At 48.4% G+C, this 23,104-nt stretch carries 16 protein-coding genes; 13 read left to right on the top strand and 3 right to left on the bottom strand.

Annotation, left to right across the window (positions count from 1 at the left end):
- The first annotated feature begins 218 nt into the window (after nt 1–218).
- The 8 genes from ACKFKF_RS05505 (at nt 219) to ACKFKF_RS05470 (ending at nt 14,376) form a co-directional block, all read left to right on the top strand.
- Complete coding sequence (locus ACKFKF_RS05505; RefSeq protein WP_446857302.1) at nt 219–1,544, top strand: AAA-like domain-containing protein; 1,326 nt, start codon at nt 219–221, stop codon at nt 1,542–1,544.
- A 380-nt stretch (nt 1,545–1,924) separates the two neighbouring features.
- Nucleotides 1,925–5,506: a WD40 domain-containing protein gene (locus ACKFKF_RS05500; protein WP_446866755.1), complete on the top strand. Its 3,582-nt coding sequence runs from the start codon at nt 1,925–1,927 to the stop codon at nt 5,504–5,506.
- A 252-nt stretch (nt 5,507–5,758) separates the two neighbouring features.
- Entirely contained in the window at nt 5,759–7,354 is a 1,596-nt protein-coding gene (locus ACKFKF_RS05495) for an esterase/lipase family protein (RefSeq protein WP_446866754.1), read from the top strand.
- 286 nt (nt 7,355–7,640) lie between these two features.
- On the top strand, nt 7,641–9,113 hold the full coding sequence (locus ACKFKF_RS05490) for a GNAT family N-acetyltransferase (protein ID WP_446866753.1): 1,473 nt from the start codon (nt 7,641–7,643) through the stop codon (nt 9,111–9,113).
- Nucleotides 9,086–9,520, top strand: coding sequence for an ASCH domain-containing protein (locus tag ACKFKF_RS05485; protein ID WP_446866752.1), 435 nt, complete (start codon nt 9,086–9,088; stop codon nt 9,518–9,520). Before ACKFKF_RS05490 ends, ACKFKF_RS05485 begins: the two co-directional genes overlap by 28 nt.
- A gap of 338 nt (nt 9,521–9,858) precedes the next feature.
- Nucleotides 9,859–12,351 carry a phosphoketolase family protein gene (locus ACKFKF_RS05480; RefSeq protein WP_446866751.1) on the top strand — a complete coding sequence of 831 codons (2,493 nt, stop codon included), beginning with the start codon at nt 9,859–9,861 and terminating at the stop codon, nt 12,349–12,351.
- A gap of 103 nt (nt 12,352–12,454) precedes the next feature.
- Nucleotides 12,455–13,093: a histidine phosphatase family protein gene (locus tag ACKFKF_RS05475; RefSeq protein WP_446866750.1), complete on the top strand. Its 639-nt coding sequence runs from the start codon at nt 12,455–12,457 to the stop codon at nt 13,091–13,093.
- 68 nt (nt 13,094–13,161) lie between these two features.
- Nucleotides 13,162–14,376, top strand: a complete 1,215-nt coding sequence (locus ACKFKF_RS05470) for an acetate kinase (RefSeq protein WP_446866749.1) — start codon at nt 13,162–13,164, stop codon at nt 14,374–14,376.
- A 169-nt stretch (nt 14,377–14,545) separates the two neighbouring features.
- Here ACKFKF_RS05470 and ACKFKF_RS05465 read toward each other — a convergent pair whose 3' ends face one another.
- Together ACKFKF_RS05465 and ACKFKF_RS05460 are read right to left on the bottom strand one after the other, a co-directional pair.
- Nucleotides 14,546–14,899: a hypothetical protein gene (locus ACKFKF_RS05465; RefSeq protein WP_446857308.1), complete on the bottom strand. Its 354-nt coding sequence runs from the start codon at nt 14,897–14,899 to the stop codon at nt 14,546–14,548.
- Between the two features lie 456 nt (nt 14,900–15,355).
- Complete coding sequence (locus tag ACKFKF_RS05460) at nt 15,356–17,428, bottom strand: TonB-dependent receptor plug domain-containing protein (protein ID WP_446866748.1); 2,073 nt, start codon at nt 17,426–17,428, stop codon at nt 15,356–15,358.
- 383 nt (nt 17,429–17,811) lie between these two features.
- Between ACKFKF_RS05460 and ACKFKF_RS05455 the strand changes: the two genes are divergently transcribed.
- The 3 genes from ACKFKF_RS05455 to ACKFKF_RS05445 all read left to right on the top strand — a co-directional run bounded on the left by ACKFKF_RS05455 (nt 17,812) and on the right by ACKFKF_RS05445 (nt 20,980).
- Nucleotides 17,812–20,019, top strand: a complete 2,208-nt coding sequence (locus tag ACKFKF_RS05455) for an NACHT domain-containing protein (RefSeq protein ID WP_446866747.1) — start codon at nt 17,812–17,814, stop codon at nt 20,017–20,019.
- Between the two features lie 77 nt (nt 20,020–20,096).
- Nucleotides 20,097–20,312, top strand: coding sequence for a hypothetical protein (locus ACKFKF_RS05450; RefSeq protein WP_446866746.1), 216 nt, complete (start codon nt 20,097–20,099; stop codon nt 20,310–20,312).
- Nucleotides 20,313–20,401: 89 nt separating this feature from the next.
- Complete coding sequence (locus ACKFKF_RS05445; protein ID WP_446866745.1) at nt 20,402–20,980, top strand: Uma2 family endonuclease; 579 nt, start codon at nt 20,402–20,404, stop codon at nt 20,978–20,980.
- 380 nt (nt 20,981–21,360) lie between these two features.
- On the opposite strand, the gene ACKFKF_RS05440 is transcribed toward ACKFKF_RS05445, so the two are convergent.
- A complete protein-coding gene (locus ACKFKF_RS05440; protein WP_446857314.1) occupies nt 21,361–21,528 on the bottom strand; it encodes a metallothionein in 168 nt (55 codons plus the stop codon).
- A 116-nt stretch (nt 21,529–21,644) separates the two neighbouring features.
- On the opposite strand from ACKFKF_RS05440, the gene nadC reads away from it, so the two are divergent.
- Complete coding sequence (nadC, locus tag ACKFKF_RS05435; RefSeq protein ID WP_446866744.1) at nt 21,645–22,523, top strand: carboxylating nicotinate-nucleotide diphosphorylase; 879 nt, start codon at nt 21,645–21,647, stop codon at nt 22,521–22,523.
- Nucleotides 22,524–22,602: 79 nt separating this feature from the next.
- Nucleotides 22,603–22,974 carry a hypothetical protein gene (locus ACKFKF_RS05430; RefSeq protein ID WP_446857316.1) on the top strand — a complete coding sequence of 124 codons (372 nt, stop codon included), beginning with the start codon at nt 22,603–22,605 and terminating at the stop codon, nt 22,972–22,974.
- Nucleotides 22,975–23,104: the final 130 nt, after the last annotated feature.

Below are 23,104 nucleotides of genomic sequence, written 5' to 3'. Positions count from 1 at the left end.
AGCCAGACAATTAGATTGCAATGCTGCATCACAGAAGAAACTTGTCGAGTTTGCCAGTTAGCTTGATCAACCGCTCAACAACTTTTCTATCTCCGTACAAAGTGATCATTCTTTGAACCTGGAAACTGTCCTGTACGGTGCAACGACAGGGTGAAATCGTATTAGAATGCTCCTTTCATGGTCATCCGGTTTCTTCTGTGTCGTCCCCCTTTACCCGCATGTCGCAACGCCCTCATCAAATCAAGCGAAAACGAGGAATCATCCTAAGCTCAAAAGGGTGGCAACGATTGCAGACCGCAGAGCAACGATCGGTCAGCCAAAGCAATTTTGGAAAGCCCTATACGCTGCAAGAATTGAGCGATCGTACCGGACTTAGCCCCAACACGTTGGCCCGGGTGAGAAGTCGTAAAGTTGCGGTCGATCAGCAGACGTTAGAAAACTACTTTCGGGCGTTTGACCTGACGTTAGGAGCCGAAGATTATGCGGACTCAGACTCCCTGGGGGGAAATCGGCAGCAAGTATTGTTGAGTGGTCAACTACCGCTAGACTCCAACTTTTATGTCGAACGGCCCCCGATCGAGACATTGGCCTACGACACCATTCTTCAACCAGGGGCGTTGTTGAGAATTAAAGCCCCCCGCCAAATGGGAAAAACTTCCCTCGTCGCCAGAGTACTTTCTCAAGCCAGAGATCAGCGATTTGCTACGGCCATTTCCAGCCTGCAACTGGCCGACTCGACTGTGTTCACTGATCTAAAGCGCTTTTTGCAGTGGTTTTGTGCCGTTGTCACTCAGAGCCTGGGCCTCCCCAACCAGCTAGAGAAGCATTGGGACGATCTGTTTGGCAACAGCTACAACTGCACCAACTACTTTGAGAACTACATTTTGTCAGAGGTCGAGACCCCATTGGTGCTGGCGTTTGATGAAGTCGATGTGGTGTTTGAATATCCCGAAATTGCCACCGATTTTTTTGGCATGTTGAGAGCCTGGTACGAAAAAGCCCGCTATGGCGATGGTAGAAGTGATCTCTGGCAAAAACTGCGCCTCGTGCTGGTGCATTCTACCGAAGTCTACGTGCCGCTAAATATGCACCAATCGCCCTTTAATGCGGGGCTGGCGATCGAGCTACCAACCTTTACCCAAGAGCAAATCTGCGATCTGGCCCAGCGATATGGACTAGAACAACCCGAAACCTGCGCTGACGACTTGCTGACGCTGGTGGGGGGCAGTCCTTATCTGGTACAGTTGGCGCTGCATCACCTCAGTCTAGAAGAGGTCACCCTCGAACAACTCAATGAAAACGCCATCTCCACCGAAAGTATCTATAGCCCCCATTTGAGAAACCTGCTGTGGGATTTGCAGAAATACCCCGAACTGGTAGAGGCGCTCAAGCGAGTTGTGTTGTCTCCGACCCCGATCGAGCTAGAAGCCGTTCAGTCTTTCAAACTTCAAAGCAAGGGGTTGGTCAAGATTCGCGACCAGCACGTTGTACCAAGCTGTCACCTGTATCGCAAATACTTTGCCCAGTCATTGGCGGTGAGCTAGAAAAGTTTTGAGTAAAGATAGAGGAGCTTGGACTTTAGACTTTAGACGTTGAACTGTAAACTTTAGACTTTAGACCTGGGACTGAAAATCAATGACCGAAGACTAGACCTCCTGCGCGAATCCGGAAACGCCCCCTGAATCCCCCACAAGTGAGGGACTTTGAGCCAAGACTTGCGGTTTCAAAGTCCCCCAGAATGGGGGATTTAGGGGGCACAAGCCGACCCAAACGGAGCAAGACCTAAGCGGCAGGTGACATCGAAAATTCTATTCACGCAGGGGGTCTACTGAATACTAAACTCCAGCGTCCAAAGTCCAGCGTCCAAAGTCTACAGTCTAGCGTCTACAGTCCAGCGTCCAGATCAAAACTTAAAGCTTCTCCTATGGTCGCATCTCAGCTTCCCGTCTCTCGCTATCAAGTTGGCGGCAGTCTTCCACCTAATGCGCCCAGCTACGTTAAGCGTCGAGCCGATGATGACCTGTATGTGGCGTTACAGCAGCGAGAATTTTGCTATGTCTTTAACGCCCGACAAATGGGAAAGTCAAGCTTGCGGGTGCAGACGATGCAGCGACTCCGCGAAGAGGGAATCTTTTGTGGCGTAATTGATATCACCGCGATCGGCACCCAACAAGTCACCGCAGAACAATGGTACGCCTCGATCGCCGCTTCTCTGGTCAGCAATTTTCAGCTAAAAGTCAATCTGGGAAGCTGGTGGCGCGATCGCACCCATCTCTCTCTGGTCAATCGGTTGAGTGATTTTTTAGAAACCATTCTTCTCGCTCAGGTGACGCAAGATATCGTAATTTTTATTGACGAAATTGACAGCGTGCTGGGCTTAAAGTTTCCGACGGATGACTTTTTTGCGCTGATTCGGGCCTGCTACAACAAACGCGCAGAACAGGCGATCTACAACCATCTCAGCTTTGCCCTCTTGGGGGTCGCCACGCCCACCGATCTGATCACCGACAAAACACGAACGCCTTTTAACATCGGACAGGCGATCGAGCTAGATGGCTTTCAATTGTCGGAGGCGGCTCCGTTGCTCCCGGATCTGATTAGCGTCGTCAGTCACCCCAAGGCTGTGTTGCAGCAGATTTTAAATTGGACGGGCGGCCAGCCGTTTTTGACGCAAAAAATGTGTCAGATCGTTGTCCAAGAACTGGGAGGCGCAGAGCCAGCCGCTCAATCTACTCAACCGCTGACCGCTCGACTCGAACACATCTTTCACAGCCGCATCATTCACAACTGGGAAACTCAAGACGAGCCAGAACATCTGAGAACGATTCGCGATCGCCTCTTGCGAAACCAACCTCAGTCGGGCCGACTTTTGGGACTCTATCAACAAATTCTTCTCTCGCCGCCCGCTGCTCCCGCCGACTTGCCCACGTTTAGAACCAGTCATCAGGGCATTCCCGCCGATGGCAGCCGAGAACAGGGAGATTTATTGCTGTCGGGTCTGGTTGAAAAACATCAGGGACAGTTGAGAATCAAAAACCCCATCTATGAAGCGGTCTTTAACCTCGAATGGGTCGAGCGACAACTGGCAAAACGGCGGCCCTACGCAGAGGCGCTGACGGGATGGCTGAATTCTGGCTGTGCGGACGATTCTCGACTGTTGCGAGGTCAAACGCTGCTGGATGCTCAACTGTGGGCACGGGGAAAAAGTCTCAGCGACCAGGACTATCAGTTTTTGGCGGCCAGTCAGGATCTCGATCGCCAGGAAGTCCAGAAAACCCTGGAAGCAGAACGGCTCAAAGAAGTGCAGGCTCGCCTCAAAGAACAGCGCACTCACCTCAAACGACAACGATCGCTGCTGGCGCTGATGAGTGTCTTATTGGTGGTGGCGATCGGGCTGGCGATGGCGACGTTTTGGCAATCTCGTCAGGCAACTCTAAGTGAAATTCGGGCGAGTGCGACGTCTTCGGATGCGCTGTATGCGTCTGATCGACGGTTTGATGCGCTGATGGCGGCTATTCAGTCCAAGCGCCGACTTCAAACTGTTTATGAACATGACCCTGAAACCGAGGAAAAAGTCGAAACGGCTCTGCAACGATCGATCTATGGCGTGGTTGAGTCCAATCGCTTCTCAGTCGGAACGGGCGTTTTGGGGGTGGCGTTTAGTCCCGATGGGCAGACGATCGCCTCTTCTGATTCAGACAATGCGATTAAGCTGTGGCGACCCGATGGCACGCTGTTAAAAGATCTGCATGGGCATGGGGGAGCCGTCTACAAAGTCACGTTTAGTGCCGATGGACAAACGATCGCGTCAGCCAGCTTAGACAACACGGTGAATCTCTGGAAGCGCGACAAAACGGGAAGCTTCACCACCCCCTATCGCACGCTCAGAGGACATGTTGGGCCCGTTTGGGATGTCGCCTTTAGCCCCAATGGTCAGCTAGTCGCCTCGGCCAGCGCAGACAACACGATCAAACTGTGGCGATCGGACGGGACGCTGATTTTGACTCTCAAATCCCACAATTCTCCGGTGTGGAGTGTCGCCTTTAGTCCCGATGGAGGCACGATCGCGTCAGCCAGCGCCGACAATACGATCCAGCTTTGGCGACAGGATGCCGGAAAGTTTTCACCTCAGCCCTTTAGAACGCTCTTGGGGCACGAGGCGGCCGTTTTGGGAGTGGCATATAGTCCCGATGGGGCGTTTATCGCGTCGGGCAGTGAAGACAACACGGTGAAGTTGTGGCGGTCAGATGGCACGCTGCTTCACACGCTGAGAGGGCACACGGCAGGCGTAAACGAGGTTGCCTTTAGTCTCGATAGTCAACTGATCGCGTCTACCAGCGTCGATAACACGGTGAAGTTGTGGAAGCGAGATGGTTCACTTTTGACGACGCTCAAGGGGCACTTGTCGGGGGTGTATAGCGTGGATTTTAGTCGAGATGGGTTGATGTTGGCGACGGCGGGGGCAGATAGCACAGTCCGTTTGTGGAAGCCGCGATCGACCCTGCTCAAGACGCTGAATGGTCACAGTTCTGTGGTTTGGGGTGTGGCGTTTAGCTCTGATGGGCAAACGATCGCGTCGGCGGGGTCGGATAAAAGCGTGAAACTCTGGAAACCTGATGGCACCGTTTCAAAAACCCTCAAAGGACACAGTGCGGCGGTGAATAAAGTAGCGTTTAGCCCGGATACGGCTCCGACGAAAATTTTGGCTTCTGCCAGTGACGACACGACGATCCGACTGTGGAAGCTCGATGGCACTGCGTTGAAAACTTTTAAGGGACACGGCGCGGGAATTATGGCGATTAAGTTTAGTCCTGATGGACGGACGATCGCTTCGGGCAGCGACGATACAACGATCAAACTGTGGAAGCTAGACGGCACCCTGTTGCAAACCTTGCAGGGACACAAAGCTAGAATTCTCGATTTGGCCTTTAGCCCGGATGGGCGTTGGTTAGCGTCTGCGGCAGGTGACGGCAAAGTACAACTCTGGAAGCGAAATTCGACAGGGCAGTTTTTGAGTCGGCCAGACAAAACGCTTTTAAACGGCAGTTCAACCGTGTGGGGGGTGCAGTTTAGTCCCACTGGAGAGGCGATCGTTTCAACTGACAGCGAGGGGACGATCCAACTCTGGACACAGAATGGTCAGGGTCAGTTTCTCGATCAACCTCGCAAATTGACTTCTGGGAGCCATGCGCTGATTCGAGTAGACTTTAACCCCACAGGTCAGGTGATCGCCGCTTCGAGTATGGATGGCACCGTCAAGCTCTGGAGTATCAATGGCACGCTTTTGACGACGCTGACGGGACACCGGGGCACGGTTTGGGATGTTGCTTTTAGCCACAATGGGCGATTGTTGGCTTCTGCAAGTGATGATCAGACGGTGATTTTATGGGACTTGTACCGAATTCTCAATCTAGACTTGCTGAAATATGGCTGTGACTGGGCGCGAGATTATTTAAGGACGAATGGGGAGGTGGAGGCGAGGGATCGATCGCTTTGTGAGGGATGAGCGGTTGTCTTCGATGATCTGTTCCCCCTTTGGGGGTAATCCGCTTCGCGAGAGGGATGAGGGATGAGGGATGAGGGATGAGGGATGAGGGACGGGCTTTAAAACTAGGTTTGAAAATATTTACAACGGCTCAGTGAGTTTACGGGAGAGTCATGCATCACAATGGTTCCGTGGGACTGTTGAAGGTGGACTTGTAGAATCGGCTGAGTCTCGTCAGGTTGTTCATATTTCGTCGAGATTTTTGGAGTGAATATGTCAAATCCCGGATGGTCTGATCCAGTGCGTCGTCCGTTGCCTGTGATTTTGGTGCGCGGCTTTGGGGGGACGGATACCGTTGATGAGCGGCGACTCACCTATCAAGGTTTTAACGATGGGAGCGTCTACCCACAAAAACGTGGCGAAAATTACATTTATGAGGGGCTGATTCTGCGGTTTATCAAGTCTGACTGGCGCTATCACGATGCGACTAATGTGGTCGGTTATTATGCCAACCAGATGACGGCTCCTCCGGTGATTCCTGAAGCGCTGAAGGTGTTTGACCCGAGCTTTTTTCAGGGGAAGGTGATTATCGACCCGGCGATGGCGTTGAAACTGCTGCGATCGACGGATGATCCCTGTCATAGTTTGTGGGTGTTTCGCTACTACGATTTGTGCGATCGCCGATTCTCTGTTTATGGGGAGGCGCTGGTGCGGCTGATTGAGTTTATTCGCGCTCTGATTGCGATTAAGCAGGAGTGTACGCCCAAGGTCAACATTATTGCTCACTCGATGGGCGGTCTGGTGGTGCGAGAAGCGATTCAACGGGCGTATCCCAAACGGGGCGCATTGGCAGCCGATCGCGCCATCAACAAAATCGTTACGCTCGGAACGCCCCACAAAGGCATTTCTTTTCAACTGGTGCGAGAGTTTCGCTGGCTAAATTTAGAGTCATCAAACGAGATAGAACACTTCAACCCTGACAACCAGAAAGATCCCAACAACGATGCAGCGTATGTGAATTTCTCAAAGCACTTTCCGCTCGATCGCTTGCTCTGTGTCGTGGGGACGAATTATCGCTCTTACGCCAGCCAGGGTGCGGCAGTGTTAAATCGTTTGTTTGCGGCGGCGGGAGAAGATGGGTTGAACTACAATCGCAGCGATGGGTTGGTCAAACAGTTTTCTGCTCAGATCGAAGGGGCCCCTCGGACATTTTTGCACAAGCCACATGGGGGATTTGATTCGTTAATTAGCGCTCGTGAATCGTTTGAGGTGGCAACCAGATTCTTTTTGGGCGATGTGCGATCGCGCCTTCGTCAGGTGAGCGCTCAGATCAAACGGGGCTTTGATTTGTTTGGCAAAAGTGAGATCTTTTTAGGTGTGTCAGTTAAGCCGCGCGGCGTTGATTTTGAGTTGTTTCACCAAAGTAAAGAGGCCGAAAATTGTTATGGGCCGTTTCGGTCAGCCGACTTTAGCGAAGACGCTAGCAAGCTCTCGTTTCCTTGGGCAGACGACGATCGACTGATTTGGGAGGGCTTTTTGAATACGGGTTCGAGCGTGACGCAAACGGACTTAGTAATGCGATTAGAATTTTACGTGGGCGAGCGGGATTTGTTTGGGTTGGGCTTTTCTGACAATCTTGTATTTTCCAAACAGTATTATGTGCGGGCAATTTTGCAGCCGACGCTTCAGCTATATCTCTACACGGGCGAAGAGTTTGCGGATGGAGAGGATGATCTCAAAAGCGCAACCCCCATGCGAAAAGTAGACGGCGGCTGGGAGTTTGATATTGGTGGCACCGGATTTTCTGGCACCTATCGGATCGAAGTCGATCGTATTCCCGAAGAAGGTCAGCCTGTACGATTTGTGTAGAAATCTGTCCGTTAACCCCAGAGACTTTGGACTCAATTCTAAACGAGGGATAAAGTCTGCATTCTGTCTGGTTTAACTGATCCATGTAAGGCGATCGCAGTTATTTTGACGATCGCTTTAATTCGATCGGGGCGATCGGTTGGTTCGAGTCAGCCATGATTCAAGTGATGTGAGAGTAATCATGCTTTAAACTCTGCTGAAGGCACAACACGTAGGCATCTCTGCTAATTCTCTGTCCTAGTGCCTTACACTACTAGCACTACTGAAATTCATAGCGGTGTAGAGCATGAAGTTTCTTCTGGATACTAATATTATTATTCCCGCAGAGCCAACGGAATTAGAGAATGTCGAAACGGATACACCACTGATCGCTGAACTCTTACGACGGTTAAACGAGGGAAAACAGCAGTATTACATTCATAATGCATCTATTCAAGAGTTGAGCGGAGACAAAAATAGGAAGCGGTGGGAAATGCGAAAGGTACTCCTCGATAAGTACCCAGTGTTACCTAGCCCTCCCTCAGTAACGAAAAAAATTCAAGCTGCTTTCACAGTTGAATCCCTTAATAAGCATGATCAAGTTGATCTGACGCTGTTGTCTGCGGTAGATGCAGATGCAGTTGATTACTTAGTTACGAATGATGTAAAGCTAAGTAAAAAAGCTTCACAATTAGGATTAGAAACACGAGTCGCAACAGCCGATGAAGCGATTTCAATTGTTCGGGCACTCTTCCCAATCACACCTATTCCCCCTCCAGCAGTCCGCAGTCGATATGCTCATGAGTTAGACCTAGAAGAGCCGATTTTTGATTCTTTTCGATTGGACTACCCAGAGTTCGATGAATGGTTTAGAAAATGCAAGCTGCAACATCGCCCGGTTTGGACAATTGAGACGGGAGGCGGTGGGATTGGTGGCATCTGTATTATTAAGCCCAACGATGTCCCAGAATATGAGGGGATGCCAACCCCAAGTTTAAAGGTGTGCAGCTTCAAGATTGCTGAAAACTTTCGAGGCTACCGTTTTGGTGAACTACTGCTGAAAGCGGTTTTTGATTACGCAGATCAGAATCAGCAAGCATCAATTTATATCACAACTTTTGAAAAGCAAATTGAACTTCTAAATCTTTTAGAGAGTTTTGGCTTTGAGGCCTCATGCACCTCGAAGAGGGGTGAAATTGTCCTTCTCAAATTACTCAAATTTTCAAGCGAAGATTATGAGTTTTTAGCACCTTTAGATTTCAATATTAGATTTGGGCCAAACCAAGTTAAGTTTGATGGAACAAATTCATTTTTAATCCCAATTGTCCCCAGATATCACAAAGTGCTTTTTCCAGGAGCAGAGGCACAATTAGAACTTTTACCAGGGGAACATTCGTTTGGAAATGGTATCCGTAAAGCCTACCTTTGCCATGCAAAAACAAGGAAGATTGCTCCTGGAGACATTATTTTCTTCTACTGCTCAGGAAAGCATGGAGGGGTCACTACATATGGGGTAGTCGAGAGTATAATTGTCTCTAGTGATCCTCACATGATTGCTCGTTCTGTTGGAAAAAGAACTGTTTATAACTATCCCGAAATCGAAAGTCTATGCAGTAAAGGTGATGTTCTTGTAATTCTCTTTCGACTCGCTCGCTCGGTTATTGAACCTATTCCACTAAAAATACTATTAGAGGAAAGCATTATTAAAAAAGCTCCACAATCTATCTCTAGTTTATCTTTTAAAGCAGCAAAATGGCTAAAGAATCACCTTGCAACATAGTTTTAATGTCTATGCATCCCGAATTTGCACAATTAATTCTAGAAGGCAAAAAGAAGGTAGAATTTCGTAAAACTCGTTTTGCCTCTGAAGTATCACATGTTGTTATTTATGCAACTACTCCGCTTAAGAAAATAGTTGGATATTTTGAGGTTCAAGGAATTCAGGTGGCAAGTCCGGAGGAATTGTGGCGATTTTATAGTGAAGTTGCAGGCGTTGATCAACAATTTTTTCAAGATTATTATGACCATATTAGACAAGGAGTTGCCATAGAAGTAGGTAAAGTTTATCAACTCAATCACTTTCTTTCCTTGAGTCACGTTTCAACGTCATTAGTTGCGCCGCAAAGCTATGTATACCTGGATAAGCAGCTATTTAATTCAATCAAGATAAATCAAAATCCTTCTTAGATTTGATTAGCCTTTCAGGATGGGTAAGGAGCAGAACTCAAAAGTTCGGGATAGTGGCAGTATTCGCACTGAAATTGAGCGCGCTGTCGAATAGCTTCATAAAGCGATTTAGGAATGACCATTGGTTTTAGCAGCTATTTCCGCGTTGATGTAGCTGAAAATTTCGTCGAGTTCTCCGACTTTAACCAAGATTTAATTGTATTCTTGATCGTAATTCTTCAACATAGTGCCAGTGCGACCAAAACCAGGGAAACCATCAAAACTGGCTATTCCTCCTTTTGGTCGTGTTCAAGTTTGTTGAGATAGACTACACCCATAGTTCACGGGCAATTATTCTTATGACAGTTGCTAACACAGTTCAAACAAAGCCTGCTTTGACTGATGAAGAACTGCACAAAATGAACGCATACTGGCGTGCAGCAAATTATTTATCCGTTGGACAAATCTATCTGCGCGACAATCCTTTGCTCAAAGAGCCACTTAGATTAGAACAGGTGAAACCCCGTCTGCTCGGTCACTGGGGCACCACACCAGGCTTGAATTTTATCTATGTTCATTTCAATCGAATTATCAAACGCTACGATTTGAATGCAATCTATATTGCTGGGCCGGGACATGGTGGGCCTGGAATGGTCGCCAACACTTATTTAGAAGGAACTTACAGCGAGTTTTATTCCAACATTTCGCAAGACGAAGCGGGCATGAAACGGCTGTTTACCCAGTTTTCTTATCCCGGTGGGATTCCCAGTCATGCGGCACCCGAAACCCCAGGCTCGATTCATGAAGGTGGAGAATTGGGGTATGCATTAGTTCACGCTTATGGAGCCGTTTTTGACAATCCTGATCTATTAGTCTGCTGTGTGATCGGTGATGGCGAAGCAGAAACGGGGCCGTTGGCGGCAAGCTGGCATTCAAACAAATTCATCAATCCGGCTCGTGACGGCACAGTGTTGCCTATTCTGCATCTCAACGGTTATAAGATTGCGAATCCTACAGTTTTGGCACGATTAAGCGATCAGGAGCTTGAACACTTATTCACTGGCTATGGATACAAACCTTACTTTGTGGAAGGGGACGATCCAGAAACGATGCATCAATTGATGGCAGAAACGCTCGATACGATCGTTGCAGAAATCCAATCCATCCAGCGAGAGGCAAAAACTCACGGGTTCACGGAGCGTCCTCAGTATCCGATGATTATCTTACGATCGCCCAAAGGTTGGACAGGCCCCAAAGTCGTCGATGGCGTTCAAGTTGAGAATACGTTTCGATCGCACCAAGTGCCTTTAGCGGAGTTAGCCAGCAAGCCAGAACACTTGAAAATGCTGGAAACCTGGATGAAAAGCTATCGTCCAGAAGAACTATTTGATCAGACGGGAAAGCTGATTCCTGAATTGGCAGAACTGGCACCGACGGGCGATCGTAGAATGGGCGCAAATCCTCACGCAAATGGGGGGCTGTTGCTCAAAGCTTTGAAAATGCCCGACTTTAGAAAGTACGCCGTGAAAGTGGAGCAACCCGGCACGATAGAGGCCGAATCGACGCGCATTTTGGGGCAGTTTCTCCGCGATGTCATGGTCGAGAATCTAGAGAACCAAAACTTTCGAGTGTTTAGTCCTGACGAAAATAACTCGAATCGGTTAGGGGCTGTTTTAGAAGTGACCAATCGCGTTTCGACAGCAGAAATTTTGCCCACGGATGATCATATTTCTCCCGATGGGCGCGTGATGGAAGTTCTCAGCGAACACCTCTGTCAAGGCTGGCTAGAGGGCTATCTGCTCACTGGAAGACATGGATTTTTCTCATGCTATGAGGCGTTTATTCACATTATTGATTCGATGTTTAATCAGCACGCCAAATGGTTAGAGTCTTGTCGAGATATCGCCTGGAGAAGACCGATCGCATCGCTAAATTACCTGCTGACCTCACACGTTTGGCGACAAGATCACAATGGTTTTTCACACCAAGATCCTGGCTTTATCGATCATGTGGTGAATAAGAAAGCCAGTACAATTCGCGTCTATTTACCACCGGATGCCAACACTTTATTATCGGTCGCGGATCACTGTTTACGCAGTCAGCACTATGTCAACGTGATTGTGGCCGGAAAACAACCGGAATTGCAGTGGTTAAACATGGAGGATGCGATCAAACACTGTACGGCAGGCGTGGGAATCTGGGAATGGGCCAGCAACGATCGAGACGCTGAACCCGATGCCGTGATGGCGTGTGCGGGAGATGTGCCGACTTTAGAAGCATTGGCGGCCGTTGATTTCTTACGTCAACACTTCCCCGATCTCAAAATTAGAGTGGTGAATGTGGTGGATTTGATGACGCTGCAACCTAAGATCGAACATCCGCATGGCTTGTCTGACAAAGATTTTGACTCGATCTTTACGACGGATAAGCCGATTATTTTTGCCTATCACGGCTATCCCTATCTCATTCATCGCTTGACTTATCGCCGTACCAATCATTCCAATATTCACGTTCGAGGTTTTAAGGAAGAAGGAACGACGACCACGCCGTTTGATATGGTCGTACTGAATGACCTCGATCGCTTTCATCTGGCGCAGGATGTGATCGATCGCGTGCCTCGACTCAGAAGCACTGGCGCACACGTCAAGCAAATCATTCGAGACAAGCTCATTGATCACAAACATTACATCAACGAGAATGGCGAAGACATGCCAGAAGTTCAAAACTGGAATTGGGGATTTTACCGCAATCCTGAAACTCGTGAAACGCCAAAAACATCGCTAGATCACACGGATGGAGGAGGAACACCCGCTCTAGAAGGAGCAGAAGGAGGGGCACGATCGGGTTCTTAGTGTCAGGTCTACAAGCAAATGTGTAAGATGCGGGAATGGGCGATCAACGGTTACAAAATCCAACGATCGCTCATTTCCCACCACTATCCCTTACTCTGAGTCAATGAGCCTAAAAATTTACTTTCTGCGTCACGGGCAGACCCCTTTTAGTCGAGAAAATAGCTACTGTGGCGGATTAGATCCTGACCTCACACCAGAGGGAGTGCAGATGGCAGAGGCCTTTGGTCAAGCGTATCGGTCACTTCCCTGGAAGGCTATTTTTGTCAGTCCGATGAAGCGCACGATCGCGACCGCAAAACCGCTTTGTGATGCGATTGGAATGGAAATGCAGTTACGAGACGGATTAAAAGAGATTCAGTATGGCAAATGGGAAGGTGAAACGGTCGAAACGGTAAAAGAAATGTTTACGGATGACTATCTAGCATGGCTGACGGAACCCGCCTGGAATTCGCCCACCGCAGGAGAGACAGCCGTTCAGGTGGCTAATCGATCGTCTACTGTGATTACCGAAATTCAGCAACAGTGCGGTAGTGGGAATGTTCTCGTGGTTTCGCACAAGGCGACGATTCGGATTATTTTGTGTAGCTTGTTGGGGATTGATCTGGGTCGATTTCGCGTTCGGATTGGGGCACCTGTAGCCTCGGTGAGCGTGGTTAAGTTTGATGCGAATGGGCCGCTGTTGGAACGGTTGGGCGATCGCACTCATCTCAGTGTTGAGTTGCAGAATTTGCAGGGAACATAGAAGGGATGAGGGATGAGGGATGAGGGATGAGCGGTTGTCTTCGACACGCTTCGCGAGAGGGATGAGGGATGAAAATTTTGGTGTTGAATGCTGGGTCGAGTAGTCAGAAAAGTTGTTTGTATGAGATCACCGGAGATACGCTGCCGGATCACTTTTTGCAACCGATTTGGGAAGCGACTGCGGATTGGACACATCAGCAAGATGTTGTAGAACTTAAGGTTAAAACACAGGGGGCGATTCTCAAAGAGGAACTGGAAGCAACGGAGCGATCGAGCATTCTGACTCACATGCTAGATACTTTGTGGAATGGTGAAACTCAAGTGATTGAGAAGCCTTCAGACATTGATGTTGTCGGACATCGGGTTGTACATGGGGGAGAAAAATATCGGCAAAGTGTCCGCATTACGTCAGAGGTGAAGACGGCGATCGATGAGCTTTCTATGTTTGCTCCGGTTCACAATCCGATTAATTTGGAGGGGATTGAAGCGATCACAACGGTATTCGGTGAAGTGCCACAGGTTGCTGTTTTTGACACGGCGTTTCATGCCCAATTGCCCCTCGCTGCGACGGTCTATCCGATTCCTTATCAGTGGTTTGAAAAAGGCATTCGTCGCTATGGGTTTCATGGCATTAGTCATGGCTATTGTGCCGATCGTGCCGCCCAGATTCTCAATCGGGACTTGTCAGAATTGCGCCTGATCACCTGTCATTTGGGCAATGGCTGTTCGTTGGCTGCGATTCAAAATGGTCACAGTATTGATACGACGATGGGCTTTACGCCGCTGGAAGGGCTGATGATGGGCAGTCGATCGGGTTCGATTGATCCAGGAATTTTGATTCACTTATTGCGTCAGGAGGGCTTGAGCGCCGATCGTCTGGATGAAATGTTAAACAAATCGTCGGGATTGAAAGGCGTGTCTGGGGTGTCTGCGGATTTGCGGCAAATTTTGGCGGCGATTTCAGAAAACAATGCTCAGGCGAAATTGGCGTTTGACGTTTACATTCATCGGCTTCGCGCTCAAATTGGGGCAATGGCAGCCTCGCTCAAAGGGTTAGATGCGCTGATTTTTACGGCTGGCGTGGGCGAAAATTCCCCAGAAATCAGGGCGGCGGCTTGCGAAGGATTTGAGTTTTTAGGCTTGAAAATTGACCCCGAAAAGAACGCAAATTCTCCCAAAGATCAGGACATTTCTACGTCAGATTCGACCATTCGAGTGCTGGTGATTCAGACTCAGGAAGACTGGGCGATCGCGCAAGAATGCTGGCAACTTTTGAGACAGTAAGCTGTGAATTTGATGAAATCTTTCGCTACGGTTATCAATCTGGGCAGCCCCCCAAATCCCCCACAAGTGAGGGACTTTGAACCGCAATTTTTGTGGGGAAGTCTTCCAGAATGAGAAGTTGGGGGCAGAAGACGCTAACACCGCAGCGAAAGACTTCATCAAATTGAATTCACGATTCAGCCAATTTTCGTCGCTGTCGGGTGAGAATACTCATCACTTCGCCAAATGAGGGCGCAGGCAGCAAAGGACTCCACTCAGTAGCATTCGCAAATCGTCGAACGTGCAAATTTTGAATCGTTTCGGTCACGCCGTCTGAAGAACCGATGATTAACACGCGCAACACTTCAAACTCATCAGATTGAGGAACGACAGCATCAGGTAAGAGATCCTGAAGCGGAATGCGAAGCGAAGTAATCGTGAAACGGGGAATGGAATCGGGAAGGAATCGGCGTTGAATCAATTCTAGAAATGCGTAAGCAAAATCGCACAGCCAAAAGCCAGCGTTCAAAAGGCGCTCTGCCATTGTCATTACTCCAAATTAGGTTTCCGAAGAAACCCAAAAAACTAGCCGCCCCGACGGTCATAACAAGTCAGAGCGGCCAAAGGAGTGTTAAAATCCTCCATTAGCCCTCCGGACTGCTCTATCAGTCTCGTGGGTTAGCTGCCCTTGGTTGTTGTCAGCAACTTTGGGCGGCGACAGACTAGATTTTTTGGGCGATCGGACAACTTCCCGCAACGAAAAGATGTCCTTGATTTGAGAGAATATCTGGAATTTCGGTTCTCGTCAAGTAGCTAGTTCAGCAATTTCCAAACAAGACTTTAGTAGAATAGCCCTTATTAAGCAAACTTCACCTTTAGTCAGTGCCATTTCCTTTTTAGGGTGTTAGAGCGGTCTTGTCTTTGATGTGGTGAGTGATATCACTGCTGAAAACCTCCCTTACCCATAAACCTGAGTCTTCCATTCTCCTGCACGCTAAATCTAAAAGGTAGACTGTAGCCCGACTCGATAGGTTAGCCCAGGTTGATAAATACGATTGACTTTCTCATAACTACGATCGGCTAAGTTCTCAATAAAAATCGTCAGCCCCAACCCTTGTGTAATAGGAATTCTCGCACTCAAATCTAGATTGACCCAGGCAGGGGAGAAATCGGTGCTAGTATCACCAAAATTGTTGAAAAAGGCTCGACGCGCCCCACTGTAGTAGCTGGCATACAAATTAAGCTGCCACCCATTTGACTCGTAGCCAATTCCCATCTGCCCCACAGAGAACGGAATTAACCCAAGCTGGAAGCCCTTTTCGGCACCTGTTTCGATCTTGGCATCGGTGTAAGTGTAGTTGAGAAAGGTTGACCACTGACGAGATACTTTCCACCGCAGCGCCGCTTCCAATCCATTGGTATTAACCAGACCAATATTTGCCCAACGACCTGCTTGAATGCCTAAGCGATCGTTTAATCGACTCCCAAAATAAGTTAACTGCCCCGTCACGTTTTGTGCCAAGCGTATATCAACCCCCGCTGTCCACGAAGACCCTGTTTCTGGATCGAGATCAGGATTGGGTAACCAGTTATGCACCGTGTCAAACACATACAACTGATCCAACCCAGGATTGCGATGCACCGACACCCAGCTTCCTCGAAAGGCGATCGCAGGTGATGCGTCCCAACGAGCGCCCACACTCGGATTAAGATAGTTGCCAAACTGACTATTAAAGTTTTGCCGCAAGCCTGCATCGACTTGAAATCCTTTCGTGACTTGCCAGGTGTTGAGCGCAAACAATGCTCCGTGAAACTGATCCCGATTTTCAGTTTCGTTTAGAGGAATAAATCGGGGAATATTACTTAGCGTTTCGCCATCTAATGAGGAGTTTTTGAGGTCTACTCCCCAGCGTAATGTGTTGTTTGTGGACGTTCTCCAGTCATGCTCAACCCTGGCGCTGATTGCTTGTGAATCAAGCTTTCCACTGCGAAAAAACCTGCCTTGAGCCGGGCCATAGGTGCTGAAATAATCTTGATTGAATGCCAGCGTCGTTCTGAGATTAGAATCTTCTCCAGCTCCTAATTTTGAACTCAAAGTCAAGCCCACATTTAGCGCATCATGATCCAAACGGTCTCGCTGCAAGGGAAACCCAAAATACAGCAGGCCGCGCCGACTTGTAATTTTAGACGCATCCAAGGTCAGGCTATTTCGAGCATTCAAATCAAGAATGAAGTTGCCAAAATAGTTATCTTTAGTTGAGTCAGCGTTAAACAATCGACCATCTGGGCCTCGATTAGCCGCCCCAACCGGAACTCGATAGTTGTTTTCAGCTTTGGCGCGATCATATCCAAAGGCATATCGCAGATCGCCTACAGAGCCACCAAACTGACCTTTATAGATAGATTCATCAAAAGACCCAAACTGTGAAGCTCCAGCAAATTTAGACTGTCTTGAGCCTTCTTTGGTGACAATGTTGACAACTCCTCCGATCGCTTCTGAGCCGTAGAGCGTGGCGCTAGTGCCGCTAGACAGTTCAATCCGGTCGATCGCGCCGACTGGGATAGCATTAAGGTCTGTTGCGCCGTGATAGGTATTGATGTTGCTGCCGATTGGTCTGCCGTTGATCATAAAAATCGACTGATTAATCGACGCTCCTCGATAAGAGGTTCCGGTATGAATATCTGCGCCAAATCCAGCGTCATTAATTGCGAATCCTGGTAAACCGCGCAGCACCTCTGCCAAACTGTCTGCACCCTGCTTTTGGATTTCGGCGGCTGGAATCACATATACTGGAGTCGATCCCGTTCTTCGCTTTTCTTCGACCACCAGTTCTTCTTCAGGCGTATCAGAATCGGCTTGACTCACTTGCAGGGGGGTCGCTTTGAGCGATAACTGACTAAACTGAAACTCAGGAGTTATCAACAGCAGACTGGCTCTTGTTTCGGGACGATCGATTTCACTCAAGCGAGAAATATTGATTTTGGGGGCGATCGGATTGGCACTCACAGCAGGCCCAAATCCACAGGTCGCAAAAACTGCACCCATCAACATCAACATCAACTTTGATTTCATTGGTTTGTACTAATTAACTTAACTCACACGAAGGAAGCAGCAAATACAATTGACAGCATTAACTTTTGTGCAACAAAAGCTTATTCCCATAGTGTGATAGCCCTTGTCAAAAGACGACTCGTCAAACTTGTGGTCTACAGAACCTATTTGACATCTGTTGGTTTATTTCCCAAGGAGCTTGCGAAGCAGATCGCCACGCAGAAGGTTTTGTCAGTCAATCGGGTGCGATCGCTCAGTAGTTCGTGATTTCAGAAAGCTTTAGTTGAAGGTTACGTCAACTTGATGAAGTTTTTTCGCTTCGATGTTCAAATCTTTTGCCCCCAACCGCCCAATTCTGGGAGACTTTAAAACAAGATTCTGGGTCAGGCTATAGCGTTTACAAGATGCGAGAGAAACGGCTGGTGCTGCGTCATTTGGCGGCTTGTCTGCAAGAACAACAAGGGAGCGATCTCTTCGAGTTACCCGCTAGGGGTCGTCGCAGTCTCAATTTTCAGTCTGTGTTTGCTCAAGTTGCGCGGGTGTTGCCGAGTCTGAATCTGGAGGTCAAAGATACTCAGCCATTGTTGAAGGAAGTGATCGAGCGCAGTGGATTGCTCATGGAAATTGATGGAGGCGATCGCTATCAGTTTGCTCATTTGACGTTGCAGGAGTTTTTTGTGGCAGATCAGTTTCGCGATCGGGCGGATGATCTGGTGGCTCGATTTGAGACAGATGCGATCGCGTGGCGGGAGCCGATCAAACTCTGGTGTGGATTGGTGGGAGACAGCACTTCGCTGATTGAGCGGATTTATCAGAGGGATGCGATCGCTGCGTTTGAGTGTTTGGCAGACGCTCAACAGGTCGATCAAGCGTTGGCAGATCAAATTATTGAGGCGTTCAAAAGTCGATTGGGAGAGGTGACGGAAGGGGAAGCGATCGTGCAGGCGTTTGCGGCGGTGGCGGCGAATACGCGATCGAGAGGCGAGGCGGTTTTTCAGTTTTTGGAAGCGAGTTTGAGAAGTGGAGGAAGCAGTCAAAGAATCGCGGCGGCTCAGGCGTTGTCGTTAAGCAATTTGCCCAAAGCGGCTCAGGTTCTCGCCGATCGCTACTCCTCAGATGTGCGGCAACCGTTGATTCGGATGGGAGATTTGGCAGTTCCAGCGCTCAAAAAGTTGGCGGAGTCGGGCAACCAGAATGCACTGAATGATTTGGCGAGAATTGGGACTCCGGGAGCGGCTCAGGGGTTGGTTCCGTTTTTGTGGCATTCAAATGCAGAAATGTCGGGGCGAACTGCTTGGCACTTGGGGAGATTGATTTCCCAGCCAGAAATAGAAGCAGCGTTTCGAGAATGTCAGCTTGAACGATCGCAGCTCGATAATAAATTCCTACTGGATTGGGTTTGGGAGCCATTTTTTGGTTCGACTTATGACTCTACAACTAACGTTTCGGCTGGTGACGTTTTCTCATCTCCACTTGTGTTGAGATCTGCCTTGTCGATCGTCGCCAATCGCATCGCCTATTTGTTGCAGGAGGCACCGATCGAGACGGACCTAACTCCATTGAATCTTGATCCGCGTTTGGTGATTCCGGTGTGTGCGATCGCGCTTCGCCAACAGGTTGATTTACCCAAAAAGTTAAGTTCTCAAGCAGAAGCCTTACTCGAACAACAAACCATCACACCCGACATCGAACATCTTATTAGACAAGAAGTTAATAACTTATTAGGCGTTCAACAATCTCTTTTCAGATGGGCGTTTTTGCTCTCTGGACTTCCACCAAAGCTACAGCTTGATTTACTGAATCGATTAATCAACGGACGAAAACCAGACAAAGGCGATTGGTCACGACTCTTCCGGCGAATGACGTATCGATTCAAAACAGGCTGGCATTATCGCGTCATTCTAGGATGTGCTTTCTTACTATCTGCTGTAGCACTCATCCAAATGTTTTACTTGCCATTTCAGTCGCCGCAAGCTTGGACATCTTGGCTGTTTGGCTTGAATAGTCTGGTGATTGTTTGTTTCTGGGTTTTTCTACAACAAGGCATTGAAGACCGTTTTGCCCCCGATCTCTTCATGAATTTCGGACTGTTCGGCGTGGTTACATTTCTGGTCGAACTACGTCGATTGTATGCACAGCGTTTAGTGTGGGCTGGAATCGAGATTTTGTTTGAAACCATAACAAACCGTAAAACTGCTGCTATTACTGTTGCTGGCATTATTACCATTACTTTGAATATCACTGCTGGTTTTATCGGTGCTATTATAATCATTGTTTCTGTTGGTGTTTTTAGTAATCTTCCTGTTGCTGGTTCTGTTGCTATTCCTGCTGCCATTTTTGGTCTTATTGCCTGGTATAGAGATAAACCGGATTCTCGCAGATCTTTTGCAGCGTTGGCGTTTTCATTTTTTTGTTGGTTGCCTATCACTGTTTGCTATTCAACCCTTGCATTTCTAAACCTTCTTCCTGGGTGGCAAGTGGCTTTGTTGTGGGGCACGATCGTCCTCCCCTGCACCCTCCTCTGGTTTTACGGACAACACAAAGACTACCAGGCACGCAACCCTCTACAAGGCATCCCAGAACTCAAAAAATATCGCCGCGAACCGAGATGAAACTGAGAGGATGAGGAGGAGCGATCGCTTTCCTGATCCTGCCTTTTATAATGGTTGCTGAAGCGATCGGAGAACCTATGCTTTCTGAACAGCAACTCATCGAAAAATGGCGCAAACTCCCAGCCCCTCAACAGCAGCAAGTTAGTAACTTCGTAGAGCTTCTAGAATCTCAAGAACCAGAAATCAATAACACACTGCCCATTATCGAGATTTGGTCGCCCTACGAAAGCTATGCTGCCGCTCAAGACCTTCTGACACTTCTCAAAAATGATCCAGGAGAATGCGCTGTATGAGTCAAGCTACAATCGACCCAACGAAGATCTGAAGCGATCGCTCACATCATCTGCGAGTTAAAATCATTCATAGCCAGCAGTGCGATCGTATGACGCAATTACTCGACAAAACCCACGACACAGTGATGACCTTTCCTGGCACCTGGGAGAGTTTTAAGCTGATTCAGCAGGGCTTGACCGATTCCCCCGGCATCAAACTGACCTACTACAAGGGAACGATCGAACTTCTGATGCCTGGACAAGATCACGAATTTTTCAAAAGTCTAATTGGCTACCTGATCGAAACGTTCTTCTACGAAAAAGGCATCAACTTTAAGCCAACTGGCTCCATGACGCAGGAAAAAGAAACCGAAGCGTCTGCACAAGCAGATGAGTCTTATTGCATTGGCGAATTAAAACCGATCGCTGACTTATCAATTGAAGTTGTTTTTACAAGCGGCGGCGAGAGCAAACTGGCGCGATATAGAATATTAGGAGTCTCTGAAGTCTGGTTTTGGCAAGATGGATTATTTACCTTGCATCACCTGCGAGAAGATGGCTATGAGCAGATCTATTGCAGTGAATTGCCAGGACTGGAGACGCTCAACATCGACCTGCTCACAAGATGCGTTTTGATAGCTCAAACAGACAACGGAGAAGCCGTCAGAGTCTTTCGACAAAGTATCTAGATTGAGACTGACTTGCTCAAAAATTTGTAGCGATCGCGCTTAGGATCGTGAATTAAATAAGATCGATGATTGCCTAGTTGCTTCGCCCCCTAAATCCCCCATTCTGGGGGACTTTGAGAAAGCAGACATTCTAGAATTTAAGGCAGTTTCGCGGTTCAAAGTCCCCCAAATTTGGGGGATTTAGGGGGCAGAAGCCGAATTAAACGACGCGAAACCGCGAGAATTACAGGTTGTTTAATTCACGATCCTTAGATCTCAGTAACCTACTGAAAATCCGATCGCAACCTTTCATTAAAAATATATCCATTAAAAATAGGGGCAGCCTCTTCTAGCTGTCGCATCGAAAAGTACGGCCCCACCATTAATCAGCTCAAAACCAATTAGCAAGTACAGCCTTTGTGTCCACAGTCGCCATGTCCTTGAGGATGTCCATCAGCACAGACTTCGCTGCAATAGAGTTTGCCATCTTTTTCAACTGCGCCACCTTCTGTAGACACCACACACAGGCAGGGTTCGCAAGCACATTTCATTTGGGTAACAGTCGTCATAATCGTCTCCTTTGGTTTGTGACTTCATCATAACGTATGAACAGACGTTCAGATATTAAGAAATTCAAACGCGATCGCTGTTTATAATGACGAAGACTCTACACGCAGATATTTCAATGGCTACACTGCCACCGTTTTTGGCGATCGACCCACTCCTCCAAAGCTGGCTGCTCGAAGATATTGGGCGCGGCGATCGCACCACGCAGAGCCTCTTTCCATCGGGGACTCAGCAAAATCACGCCGTCTGGATCGCCAAAGAAACAGGCATCATCGCCGGATTGCCGATCGCCGCCAGAGTGTTTCATCACTTGGATGCGGCCGTCAGGTTTCAACCCTTGATTGCAGAAGGAGAGACTTGTCAAAAGGGTGAAGCGATCGCCAACCTTCAAGGATCGTTTGATGCGCTGCTGACGGGCGAACGGGTGGCGCTTAATTTAGCGATGCGGCTGAGTGGCATTGCAACGATGACCCGAAAGTATGTCGAAAAAATCGCCGATTTGCCGACTCAATTCGTCGATACTCGCAAGACAACGCCAGGGCTGCGTCTGCTCGAAAAGTATGCCTCTCAGGTCGGCGGAGCCGTCAACCATCGAATGGGATTAGACGATGCAGCGATGATCAAAGACAATCACATTGTTGCTGCTGGGGGTATTGGATCTGCGATCGCCAAGGTTCGGTCTCACATTCCCTACCCGTTGACGATCGAGGTCGAGACCGAATCGCTGTCCCAGGTTGAAGAGGCGCTACACCATCAAGCCGACATTATTATGCTGGACAACATGCCTTTAGAGTTGATGAAGGACGCGGTGCAAAAGATTCGCCACTACAACGATCGCATCAAAATCGAAGCATCGGGAAATGTCAGTTTGGAAACGATCAGAGCGATCGCCCAAACAGGCGTGGATTTTATTTCAAGCAGTGGCCCGATGACGCGATCGCCCTGGCTCGATTTGAGTATGCGCTTCAACGTTTCACAAAGCCAACCCGACGCATAAGAGACTTCTCAACACAGCGGGATTTTATCGATCAAGCGGCTAACCTGCTACCATTCTCTATGCAGCGAGAAGAACAGCGATGACAGACTTCCCAAACAACCCATCGATTGAGCAGCAGTGGAGCCAACTGCCCGTACTTGTAACTCAACTTGTTCAGGCATCCAGCCGACAGAGCCAAAAACTAGAAATTCTGATCGATCAGATCGGACGGCTCACAGAATTGATTACGGTAGGCTTTCATGATGTGGACGAAAAATTTAGAAATCTGGACGATCGCCTCGATCGCCTCACCACCAATACCGAACACCTGCTCGAAGTTGCTACCCAACAAACCTTAGCAATTGAGCGTATGAATGAGGCTCAACAAGTCACCATTAGAGAGCAAGCCGCGATCGTTGCCGCCCAAACTGAAAACGTCAGCCGCTTGATTCAACTGCTCGATCGACGATGATTTAAGGTACAAAAAAGAACGATCATTTCATATAATCGTCCTTTATTGAATAGAGGAATTGAATAGAGAAACTGGCGGGCACCTCGATTAATTAGTTTTGGGTGAGATGGGATCTCAAATGAGACAAAAA

The sequence above is a fragment of the Phormidesmis sp. 146-12 genome, from assembly GCF_052939495.1.
The sequence above is the reverse complement of the archived record's forward strand: the minus strand, read 5'-3'. Positions and strand labels throughout refer to the sequence as shown.

Coding starts and splice junctions, on each gene's coding strand:
- ACKFKF_RS05460 (WP_446866748.1), bottom strand. CDS start 17,428: ATGAAATCAAAGTTGATGTTGATGTTGATGGGTGCAGTTTTTGCGACC.
- ACKFKF_RS05445 (WP_446866745.1), top strand. CDS start 20,402: ATGACGCAATTACTCGACAAAACCCACGACACAGTGATGACCTTTCCT.
- ACKFKF_RS05470 (WP_446866749.1), top strand. CDS start 13,162: ATGAAAATTTTGGTGTTGAATGCTGGGTCGAGTAGTCAGAAAAGTTGT.
- ACKFKF_RS05505 (WP_446857302.1), top strand. CDS start 219: ATGTCGCAACGCCCTCATCAAATCAAGCGAAAACGAGGAATCATCCTA.
- ACKFKF_RS05440 (WP_446857314.1), bottom strand. CDS start 21,528: ATGACGACTGTTACCCAAATGAAATGTGCTTGCGAACCCTGCCTGTGT.
- ACKFKF_RS05465 (WP_446857308.1), bottom strand. CDS start 14,899: ATGGCAGAGCGCCTTTTGAACGCTGGCTTTTGGCTGTGCGATTTTGCT.
- ACKFKF_RS05430 (WP_446857316.1), top strand. CDS start 22,603: ATGACAGACTTCCCAAACAACCCATCGATTGAGCAGCAGTGGAGCCAA.
- ACKFKF_RS05475 (WP_446866750.1), top strand. CDS start 12,455: ATGAGCCTAAAAATTTACTTTCTGCGTCACGGGCAGACCCCTTTTAGT.
- ACKFKF_RS05455 (WP_446866747.1), top strand. CDS start 17,812: ATGCGAGAGAAACGGCTGGTGCTGCGTCATTTGGCGGCTTGTCTGCAA.
- ACKFKF_RS05485 (WP_446866752.1), top strand. CDS start 9,086: ATGGCTAAAGAATCACCTTGCAACATAGTTTTAATGTCTATGCATCCC.
- ACKFKF_RS05490 (WP_446866753.1), top strand. CDS start 7,641: ATGAAGTTTCTTCTGGATACTAATATTATTATTCCCGCAGAGCCAACG.
- nadC (WP_446866744.1), top strand. CDS start 21,645: ATGGCTACACTGCCACCGTTTTTGGCGATCGACCCACTCCTCCAAAGC.
- ACKFKF_RS05495 (WP_446866754.1), top strand. CDS start 5,759: ATGTCAAATCCCGGATGGTCTGATCCAGTGCGTCGTCCGTTGCCTGTG.
- ACKFKF_RS05500 (WP_446866755.1), top strand. CDS start 1,925: ATGGTCGCATCTCAGCTTCCCGTCTCTCGCTATCAAGTTGGCGGCAGT.
- ACKFKF_RS05450 (WP_446866746.1), top strand. CDS start 20,097: ATGCTTTCTGAACAGCAACTCATCGAAAAATGGCGCAAACTCCCAGCC.
- ACKFKF_RS05480 (WP_446866751.1), top strand. CDS start 9,859: ATGACAGTTGCTAACACAGTTCAAACAAAGCCTGCTTTGACTGATGAA.